Origin of the sequence: Micromonospora sp. NPDC049580, from assembly GCF_040675595.1 — a bacterium.
Lineage (GTDB): Bacteria > Actinomycetota > Actinomycetes > Mycobacteriales > Micromonosporaceae > Micromonospora.
Genome location: NZ_JBFAPG010000492.1, coordinates 1 through 4,729, shown reverse-complemented (window position 1 = coordinate 4,729; position 4,729 = coordinate 1). Strand labels below are relative to the sequence as shown.

General features: G+C 71.9%; 5 protein-coding genes. 3 read left to right on the top strand and 2 right to left on the bottom strand.

What is annotated here, in order from left to right:
• Positions 1 to 35: 35 nt before the first annotated feature.
• Entirely contained in the window at positions 36 to 755 is a 720-nt protein-coding gene (locus AB0J68_RS27640; RefSeq protein WP_354856127.1) for a glutamine amidotransferase, read from the bottom strand.
• Positions 745 to 1,992, bottom strand: a complete 1,248-nt coding sequence (locus AB0J68_RS27635; protein ID WP_354856178.1) for a MurT ligase domain-containing protein — start codon at positions 1,990 to 1,992, stop codon at positions 745 to 747. Before AB0J68_RS27635 ends, AB0J68_RS27640 begins: the two co-directional genes overlap by 11 nt.
• Before the next feature lie 356 nt (positions 1,993 to 2,348).
• Here AB0J68_RS27635 and mraZ point away from each other — a divergent pair, with 356 nt between their 5' ends.
• The 3 genes from mraZ to AB0J68_RS27620 all read left to right on the top strand — a co-directional run bounded on the left by mraZ (position 2,349) and on the right by AB0J68_RS27620 (position 4,692).
• A complete protein-coding gene (mraZ, locus tag AB0J68_RS27630) occupies positions 2,349 to 2,780 on the top strand; it encodes a division/cell wall cluster transcriptional repressor MraZ (protein ID WP_355066874.1) in 432 nt (143 codons plus the stop codon).
• A 206-nt stretch (positions 2,781 to 2,986) separates the two neighbouring features.
• Entirely contained in the window at positions 2,987 to 4,027 is a 1,041-nt protein-coding gene (gene rsmH / locus AB0J68_RS27625; protein ID WP_355066914.1) for a 16S rRNA (cytosine(1402)-N(4))-methyltransferase RsmH, read from the top strand.
• Between the two features lie 59 nt (positions 4,028 to 4,086).
• The gene (locus tag AB0J68_RS27620) at positions 4,087 to 4,692 is read left to right on the top strand and encodes a hypothetical protein (protein WP_363941271.1); all 606 of its coding nucleotides are present in this window, start codon (positions 4,087 to 4,089) and stop codon (positions 4,690 to 4,692) included.
• The last annotated feature ends 37 nt before the right edge of the window (positions 4,693 to 4,729 follow it).

Here is a 4,729-nt window from a genome sequence, read left to right as displayed (position 1 = left end):
CGACGGCTGCCGGAGCAGCCGCCGGACGGCTCGGATCATGCCCGGGCGGGGGCCACTGCGGCGCGGCGCTCGTTGCGCAGCCGGTCGGACCAGGTGTCGTCCAGCGGCGGCAGCTGGTGTGCCCCGGTGGCCCAGCGCAGCAGCAGGTCGGCCAGGGCCGGGTTGCGGGCCAGGGCCGGGCCGTGCGAGTAGGTGCCCAGCAGCTTGCCACGCCACGCGCCCTCGGTGGCGCCGTCGTTGCCGACCCCGGTGGTGACCCGGGCCAGCGGGGCGACCTCCGGACCGAGATGGGTGCGACCGCCGTGGTTCTCGAAACCGGTCAGCGGGGGCAGGCCCAGTCGGGGGTCGATCTCACCGGCCAGCTCGCCGACGGCCCGGCTCTCGCCCCGGTCGGACTGCAGGTCCAGCAGCTCCAGCCCGCGACACTGCACACCCTTGGCGAAGAAGGAGGTGCCGAGCAGCTGGTAACCGGCACACACGCCGAACACCACAGACCCCTGGGCGACCGCCCGGTGCAGACCGCCGTCGGCGATCAGCCGCTGGGCGCCCAACGCCTGCGGGCCGTCCTCGCCACCGCCGACCAGGTAGATGTCGGCGGTCGCGGGCAGCCGCTGGTCGGAGCGGACCTCCAGCACCTCGACCGGCATGCCGCGTTGGCGGGCCCGTCGGGCGAGGATCAGGGCGTTGCCCCGGTCGCCGTAGGTGGACAGCAGGTCGGGGTAGATCCAGACGATGCGCAGGCTCTCAGATGACACGGTCCAACTCCGCTCGGATGTCCTGGAACGCGGTGTAGTTCGCGATGACCTCCAGTCGCCCGGGCGGGACCGACCGGATCGCGTCGTCGAAGGTGCGCACGTGCTGGAACGGTACGTCGTTGACGTCCAGTCGGACCGCCAGGTCGTAGGCCCGGTCGCCGGTGATCAACACCTGCCGGCCGCGCAGCGGGGCGAAGTCGACGTCGTAGAGCCAGGAGGTGTCCAGACCGTCGGGGTCGCGCGCGTTGATGGAGAGCAGGGTCGGCGCGTCGTCGGCCATGTCGAAGGCCTCCAACCAACTGGCCGGGTTCTTGGCCAGCAGCAGCCGGATGTTGCGGCCGTCCTTGTCGACCTGCGCGTAACGGCCGGCCACCGAGGTGACGATGCCGAGGCGGGACACCGCGTCGACCGGGCGTACGCCGAACTCGGCCGCCACGGCCAGCGCGGTCGCCGCGTTGCCGAGGTTGACCTTGCCGGGCAGCTGGAGGGAGACCTTGTGCCAGGCGCCGGTGGGGTCGAGCACGCCCTCGTCCTCGACGACCCAGTTCGGCTCCGGTCGGCGCAGCGGGCAGCCGGTGCACCACCACTGGTCGCCCGAGCGCTGGATCGTGGAGCCGCACTCCGGGCAGACCCAGGAGTCGTCGTGCCAGCGCTGACCGGCACTGAACCAGGTCACGTGCGGCGGGTTGATGCCCCGGGCGGGGTCGCCCGGCGGGGTGGCGGCCCAGACCACCAGCGGGTCGTCGGCGTTGGCCACCACCCGTACGTCGGTGTGCCGGACCAGCGCCGCGCGCCAGAGCTGCGCCATCATGGCGACCTCCTTGGCCCGGTCCAGCTGATCGCGGGAGAGGTTCAGCAGCGCGACCACGTGCGGCTCGGTCGACTCCAGCACCTGGGCGAGGTAGTGCTCGTCGACCTCCAGCACCGCGTACGGGGTGCTGCCGGCCTTGGCCAGCGCCGAGGTGTGCCCGCTGGGCATGTTGGCGCCGAAGGAGTTGGTGGCGACCCGGCCGAGCACGCCGACCGCGGCGGCGGTCAACCGGGTGGTGGTCGTCTTGCCGTTGGTGCCGGAGACGAGCGCGATGGCGCGTCCGGCCGACAGGTGCGCCAGCAGCTCCGGGTCGATCTTCAGCCCGATCCATCCGCCGATCACCGATCCGTCGCCACGGCCGGCGGCCCGGGAGAGCGCCGCGGCGGTCCGTGACACGGAGCTGGCCACCTTGGCCCGTAGGGGCATTTTCGCGTCCGTCACGCGAGCGAGGTTACCGGACCGCCCGCTTCACCAGATCGCCGCCGACGGTGAACCGTTCGGCCGTGGCATCCGCGCGGGTGGGCGGTTCGCGCTCCACCGGACGGAGTCGATCTATGTCGGAAAGCGGACCACGCCGGGGGAGGGCTCCGGCCCTCCACTCCGCTCCACCCCGTGTGACGTGCGGTTTTGCGCGTGAATCGGCCGCGCCACGCGGGCGAATCTGGTTGCAGGTGGAGGGAAGTGGAGTAAGGTGGGGCCCAATGGTGAGGCCGGGAGGGCTCACCGGCCCGGGGGGTCAGCGGCGCCGCGAACGCCGCTCAAGGGCGAGGGGGTAGGGCCGGATGTTCCTCGGCACCCATACTCCGCGCCTGGACGACAAAGGCCGGTTGATCCTTCCGGCCAGGTTCCGGGATGAGCTGGCGGGGGGTGTCGTGGTCACCAAAGGGCAGGATCGTTGCCTCTATGTCTTTCCGACACCCGAGTTCCAGCGGATCGCGGAGCAGTTGCGCGCGCAGCCGATGACGCACAAGGCGGCCCGGGCCTACAGCCGGGTCTTCTTCGCCAGCGCGCACGACGAGGTGCCGGACAAGCAGGGCCGCGTGACGATTCCGGCACACCTTCGGGAGTACGCGGCGCTCGACCGTGACCTGGTGGTCATCGGCGCGAGCACACGGGTGGAGATCTGGGACAAGGTCGCCTGGGAGACCTACCTCGCCGAGAGCGAAGACGACTTCGCCGACATCGAGGAGGGGGTGCTGCCCGGCGGTCTGTAGGGCGGAACGGCGCCCGACGTACTGCGAGATCTCCAGCCGCTTTCGAGTTCCTGGCACCCCTTCCCCGGTGCCAGGCGCACGATCCAGTCATCGGGCGAGCGTCCGGTGTCCGGCGGGAGCGGATGGGGATCTGGCGGTACGACGGCAGCGCCGTCGCCACGGCAGGCGCGCGAGAAGAACGGACGTTTCAACCAGTGGGGGTCGACATGGGGGAGTTGCGCGGCACGCACGTGCCGGTGCTGCTCGAGCGGTGTCTCGAGCTGCTGGCCCCCGCGCTGGGTCGAGGCGGCCGGACGGTGCACGTCGACGCGACGCTCGGCCTGGCCGGGCACGCGGAGGCGGTGTTGGAGGCACACCCGGAGACGGTCCTGATCGGGCTCGACCGGGACACCGAGGCGCTCGCTCACGCGCGGGTCCGGCTGGCGCGGTTCGCCGACCGGGTGCACCTGGAGCACGCCGTCTACGACGAGCTGCCCGAGGTGCTGGAGCGGCTGGGCTATCCGGGCATCGACGGGATCCTGTTCGACCTGGGTGTCTCGTCGCTGCAACTGGACGCGCCTGACCGCGGGTTCGCGTACGCGCAGGACGCGCCGCTGGACATGCGGATGGACCAGACGCGGGGGGTGACCGCCGAAGAGGTGGTCAACACGTACGCCCATCCGGATCTGGCCCGGGTGCTGCGGGTGTACGGCGAGGAGAAGTTCGCCGGCCGGATCGCCTCGGCGATCATCCGCGAGCGCGAGCGCGCCCGGATCACCTCGTCCGCGCGGCTGGCGGAGCTGGTCCGGGACTCCATTCCGGCACCAGCGCGACGAACGGGCGGACACCCGGCAAAGAGAACGTTTCAGGCTTTACGGATCGAGGTAAACAGAGAGCTGGCAGCGCTGGAGACGGCGCTGCCGTCCGCGCTCGACGCTCTGACCGTGGGCGGTCGCATGGTGGTCCTGTCCTACCACTCGCTGGAGGACCGGCTCACCAAGGCGGCGCTCGCGGACCGGGTCCGCAGTAAGGGCCCGATCGACCTCCCGGTTGAGCTGCCCGGGTCCGGTCCGACGTTCCGGCTGCTCAGCCGGGGCGCCGAACTGCCCGGGGAGGAGGAGGTCGCCGCGAACCCGCGCGCCGCTTCGGTGCGGTTGCGGGCAGCGGTTCGACTCGACCCGAACGCGACAGAACAGGCGCGGACCGACCGCGAACGGTCCCGCCGCAGGGTGAAGGGGATGCACCAACCGGGCACTGGGTCAGCCTGATCCGTGGGGGATCAGGGGCACCGGGACGGCAGAGGGACGGATGTAGAGGGGGAGGGGACATGAACATTGACAAGCGCGACCGCCGGGACGTCACCGGCGGCGGGCAGCGCGCACCGCGGTCGGGGGGCCGGACCGCGGCGGAGCGAGCCCCGCGCGTGGGGAACGGTACGCCACGCATCGATCGAGTCAACCGGCAGGGGGAGGCTCGCGCCCGGGGGGCGCGCGAGTTCCCGACCCAGGGCAGCGCCGCGCTGCGTCCGGCCGAGAAGGCCAGCGTCGCGGCGACCGCTCGCTCGCCTCGGCTGCGGGTGGCGCCGCCACCGCCGGTGTCGGTGCCGCGTGCGCCGTTCGCGGCGCTGATCGTGGTGCTGGTGGTCGGCGGGGTGCTCGGCATCCTGGCGGTCAACACCAAGATCAATGAGAACGCGTTCCGGCTGGAGAAGCTGCAGCAGCAGCAGGCCCGACTGGACCTGGAGAAGCAGCAGCTGGACAAGCAGATCACCGAGTACAAGGCGCCGGGCAACCTGACCGCCGAGGCGCGTCGGCTGGGTCTGGTGGACGCCGGCGAGCCGGCGTACATCCGGATGCCGGACGGCAAGACCATCGGCGTGCCGAAGCCGGCGACCGGCCAGCCGTCGGTCACCAGCCAGGGCGCGGGAGGCTGACCAGTGCCACCGAGGTCGGACGAGCCGCGCCGGAACC